The organism is Gluconacetobacter dulcium, assembly GCF_014174165.1.
In the GTDB taxonomy this organism is placed as follows: domain Bacteria; phylum Pseudomonadota; class Alphaproteobacteria; order Acetobacterales; family Acetobacteraceae; genus Gluconacetobacter; species Gluconacetobacter dulcium.
The window spans coordinates 1-3,848 of the sequence record NZ_JABEQN010000050.1 but is presented as its reverse complement, the minus strand read 5'-3'; the positions used below and the strand labels follow the sequence as shown (position 1 = coordinate 3,848).

General features: G+C 61.7%; 5 protein-coding genes and 1 tRNA gene. 3 read left to right on the top strand and 3 right to left on the bottom strand.

Going from position 1 to position 3,848, the window contains the following annotated elements; translation table 11 throughout:
* Nucleotides 1-34: 34 nt before the first annotated feature.
* Nucleotides 35-111: transfer RNA gene (locus HLH25_RS19765), tRNA-Met, on the top strand.
* On the opposite strand, the gene HLH25_RS19760 is transcribed toward HLH25_RS19765, so the two are convergent.
* From HLH25_RS19760 to HLH25_RS19750, 3 genes are read right to left on the bottom strand one after another with little or no spacing between them, the layout of a single operon-like run.
* Nucleotides 68-1,765 (bottom strand): recombinase family protein, encoded by a 1,698-nt coding sequence (locus tag HLH25_RS19760; RefSeq protein ID WP_182975713.1) that lies wholly within the window; start codon nucleotides 1,763-1,765, stop codon nucleotides 68-70. The two genes, HLH25_RS19765 and HLH25_RS19760, sit on opposite strands and share 44 nt — an antisense overlap.
* A 14-nt stretch (nucleotides 1,766-1,779) precedes the next feature.
* Nucleotides 1,780-2,160, bottom strand: a complete 381-nt coding sequence (locus HLH25_RS19755; RefSeq protein WP_182975712.1) for a helix-turn-helix domain-containing protein — start codon at nucleotides 2,158-2,160, stop codon at nucleotides 1,780-1,782.
* Complete coding sequence (locus tag HLH25_RS19750; RefSeq protein ID WP_182975711.1) at nucleotides 2,150-2,473, bottom strand: type II toxin-antitoxin system HigB family toxin; 324 nt, start codon at nucleotides 2,471-2,473, stop codon at nucleotides 2,150-2,152. The genes HLH25_RS19755 and HLH25_RS19750 overlap by 11 nt, the downstream gene beginning before the upstream one ends.
* 212 nt (nucleotides 2,474-2,685) lie before the next feature.
* Here HLH25_RS19750 and HLH25_RS19745 point away from each other — a divergent pair, with 212 nt between their 5' ends.
* Nucleotides 2,686-2,841 carry a hypothetical protein gene (locus tag HLH25_RS19745; RefSeq protein WP_182975710.1) on the top strand — a complete coding sequence of 52 codons (156 nt, stop codon included), beginning with the start codon at nucleotides 2,686-2,688 and terminating at the stop codon, nucleotides 2,839-2,841.
* 66 nt (nucleotides 2,842-2,907) lie between these two features.
* Nucleotides 2,908-3,633 (top strand): DUF2726 domain-containing protein, encoded by a 726-nt coding sequence (locus HLH25_RS19740; protein ID WP_182975709.1) that lies wholly within the window; start codon nucleotides 2,908-2,910, stop codon nucleotides 3,631-3,633.
* Nucleotides 3,634-3,848 lie beyond the last annotated feature (215 nt).

Below are 3,848 nucleotides of genomic sequence, written 5' to 3'. Positions count from 1 at the left end.
GTCGCCGCCAGGTCTTCCAGTCCTCCCTCACCCCCGCGGGGTGGAGCAGCCCGGTAGCTCGTCAGGCTCATAACCTGAAGGTCATAGGTTCAAATCCTATCCCCGCAACCACTGATACCGACACTCCCGTGAGCAAAGCTCCGGGAGTGTTTCTTTTTTCAGCCTTTCCAATGGCTTGCCGCTCGATCCAGGTCAGGATCGTACCCAGTTCTCCATACAGCATCGCGTCGATCTCGCCCCGGTTCGGGCCGGGTGTCAGCACGACCTTCTCGATCAATGCCCGCAGTGCCTCGGCGGCTTCCAGCCGTTCCTCGGGGCGGTTGAGGGCTTCGGTCAGGCGGCCGACCTTGCGCGCGTAGACGGCCGAAGCACTTGGCAGCAGGTCCGGCACAGCGTCAGGAACGTCGGAGAGCAGGGCCGCCAGCTCGGCCTTGCGGGCTTCGAGCGTGTCCATCTCCGCTTTCATACTGGGATGGAACATGCCCTCCTTGATGGCCTCGATAATGCCCCGGATCTGTTTCTCAACCTTCACCTGTTCACCCTGCCAGACATCGGCATTGGAGCGGCGCACGCGGTTGAGGCGATTGGCTTCCTCGGCATAGGCGCACATCGCCTCGACTGCGATCTCTGGCGCCATCATCCGGTCCTTGAGGCCGGAGAGCACGCGGCGTTCCAGATCGGCGCGAGGGATGGTGCGGCTGTTGGTGCAGGAACCGTTGGTGACATGGCTTGAGCAGGCGAAGCGGTCTGAACCCCGCAACGTGTAAGGACCACCACACAGGCCGCAGAACAGCAGACCCGATAGCAGGGATTTTGGCCGGCGGGTGCCATTCAGCCGGTTCCGCTTGTGATGCGCCCGCACGGCCTCGGTGACGTTGACGTATTTCTCGGCGATGACGCTCTGACGAGCTTTTGTCGCCTGCCAGAGCGCATCATCGACGATCCGCAGGTCGGGCACTTCCGTGATCACCCATTCTGATTCAGGATTCAGGCGTGAGACGCGCTTGCCGGTGGACGGGTCTTTGACATAGCGCTGCCGGTTCCAGACCAGCCGACCGACATACAATTCGTTGTTGATGATGCCGGTGCCGCGCTTCACATGGCCCCTGATGGTGGTGTCGCTCCACAGCTTGCCCTCGGGGCCGGCGATACCCTGATCGTTCAGGGCCTTGGCAATGGCGCGAGGGCCGATGCCGGCGGCGAAGTCGTGGAAGATGCGGCGGACGATCTCCGCCTGATGCGCGTCGATCTCGCGGTCGCCCCGGATCTGTTCGCCTTTGGCGTCGAACTGGCGGACGACGCGGTAGCCGTAGCAGAGACCGCCGCCGGATTTGCCGTCTTCCACCCGGCCACGCAGGCCACGATGGGTCTTGGCGGCGAGGTCTTTGAGGAACAGGGCGTTCATCGTGCCCTTGAGGCCGACATGCAGTTCGCTGATTTCACCTTCGGCGAGGGTGACGATCGGCACGCCAGCGAATTTCAGGTGCTTGAACAGGGTGGCGACGTCGGCCTGGTCGCGCGAGATGCGGTCCAGCGCCTCGGCCAGCACGATATCGAACCGTCCGGCCTGGGCGTCCTGCAACAGGATCTGGATGCCGGGACGCAGAATCATGCTGGCGCCGGAGATACCCGCATCCTTATAAGCACCAATGACCTTCCACTTCTCGCGTTTGGCGTGTTCCCGGCAAATGCGGAACTGATCGTCGATCGACGCCTCACGCTGGTTGTCGGACGAGTAGCGGGCATACAGGGCGACGCGGGTCATGGAGGTGTTTCCTATCAGGCGACCTTGTCCATCCGGCTGGGCCGGATCAGCACCTCGGCGGAGATGCCGAGGCCGTCATGCAACTGGCGGATCATGTCGATCGACAGGCCCCGCTTGCGGTTCAGTACGTCCGCCACCCGGTTGCGCGGGCCGATCATCGGCTCCAGATCCTTGCGGCTTAGACCCTGCTGCTCCATGCGGAAGCGGATCGCCTCCACCGGATCGGGTGGGTCGATCGGATGGTGCTTCGCCTCATAGGCGTCGATCAGGGTTGCCAGCACGTCGAGTTTGTCGCCGTCTGGCGTGCCGCTTTTGGCACCCCACAGCCGGCCGACCTCGTCGAGTGCTGCGTCATAATCCGCTTCGTTGCGGATGGGCTTCAGATCAGTCGTCATGTTCCACCTCCGTCACGTCGATCCTGTCATACGCTTTGTGCGTGCCGATCCATTTGATCCAGACGATGCTTTTTTCGAAATCGACCGCCACGACCAGGCGATAGGCGTTGCCCTTGATGTTGAAGACGATCCTCTCTGCGCTGACGATGCTGGCCGTGGCATAGAGCCGCTTCACATCGGCGGTGCTCGTCCAGACGGCCCTGCCGACTTCGGCGAACCAGGCGTCCAGCGCCGCCTTGACGGCCGGCTGGTCCTTCTGGCCCGCCAGGCTGTCGACGAACTCTCTCAGCGTGCGACGGGCGATGATCCTCATTGACTGACCTTATATCACGGGACCATAATGGTCACAAGGAAAATACACGTCACCCCGACGAGGGGTCTTTCGCCGGGGAAACGCGACCGGGGAGGGGAGGCTACCGCATGGGACCGGATCGGCTCTGTCGGGCCTGCTTCCGCTCCAGCGCGCGGGCACGCTCAAATTGCTCTCGGGCCATCTGCCGGCCGATCAGGCGGGCCAAGGATCGGATGGCGTCATCGGACGGGCGGAATGCCTCTTCGGCCGTTTCCGCCTCGGCGGGGCCGAACACCTCGATCCTGATCCTGTCGGGTCTGCGTGCCATCCTGTCCACATTCCGGTCATGGGGCGACAGGACCGATGAAGGACAGGACAAGGGGATTTGAGAAGACCATACGCCGGCCCATGCGGTAATCGGCGGTGATCGCGCAGAAAAGGGAGGCTCAAAGGTCGTGGAAAAGGTGATCATTCTTCTGGCGATTGGATATGCCATCGGATTCTACGTCCGGGGGCGGCGCGCGACGGCCGAGCTGGCACAGGCCGGGCAGCAGATTGCTGATAGGAACACGCGGCTTCAGAGTCTGGATCGTCAGATCGCGGGACGCGATACAGAGCTTTCGTCTTTGCGTCGCCGAATTTCTACGCTGGAAGCACAGGCTGCCGACCAGAAGAAGGACGCAGAGCGTCGACGGCAATATTTTCAAGACAACGACCTGTCCAACACGCAAAATCAGCTACATTTCATTAGTCAGTGCAGCCTGCGCGCCGTCCGTCCCGTCAACAAGGAGGCCGTGCAGGTACTCTACGCGCTCGACGAATGGATCAGGACATATCAGCCCGACTGGCGTTTCGCCTTCGAGGTTTCGATGGGTGGGTTCATCAGAACGACTTACGACCCGGAAGATCCGCGTCAGAAGCAGGCTTTCAGTTCCTATAGCGGCAAGCGTGTCGATTTCCTGCTGATTGATCGCTATGGGCTGCCAGTATTGGTGATCGAATATAATGGCACAGGCCACGACCTGTCCGGCGATGCTGATGACCGCATGGCAGTGAAACGTCTGGCTTTGCAGAAGGCCGGTATCCCGCTGCTCGAAATTCCCGAAAAGATGGGCAGGCCTCAAATCATGGCTGCCATTTCCGAAGCTGCTGGGGCGGCTCTCAAAGTAAAAACAGGCTAATGGCTCCGCCCTCGCGCCAGCAAGGGTGCGCGTCAGCGCGCTGACGCCGCCCGATGGGGTGTCCCCGATCTTCCTCCGCTGCGCTCCGTGCAGATCTGGCGATCCCCCCCAATACTGTTCACTTAGAGTGATAATCTGCTAGGTTCTCTCCGATGGGAGGGAAGCGGCATGGCGCGAATAGCAGCGGCGTTCGATGGAGACGCGGGAATTGGTGA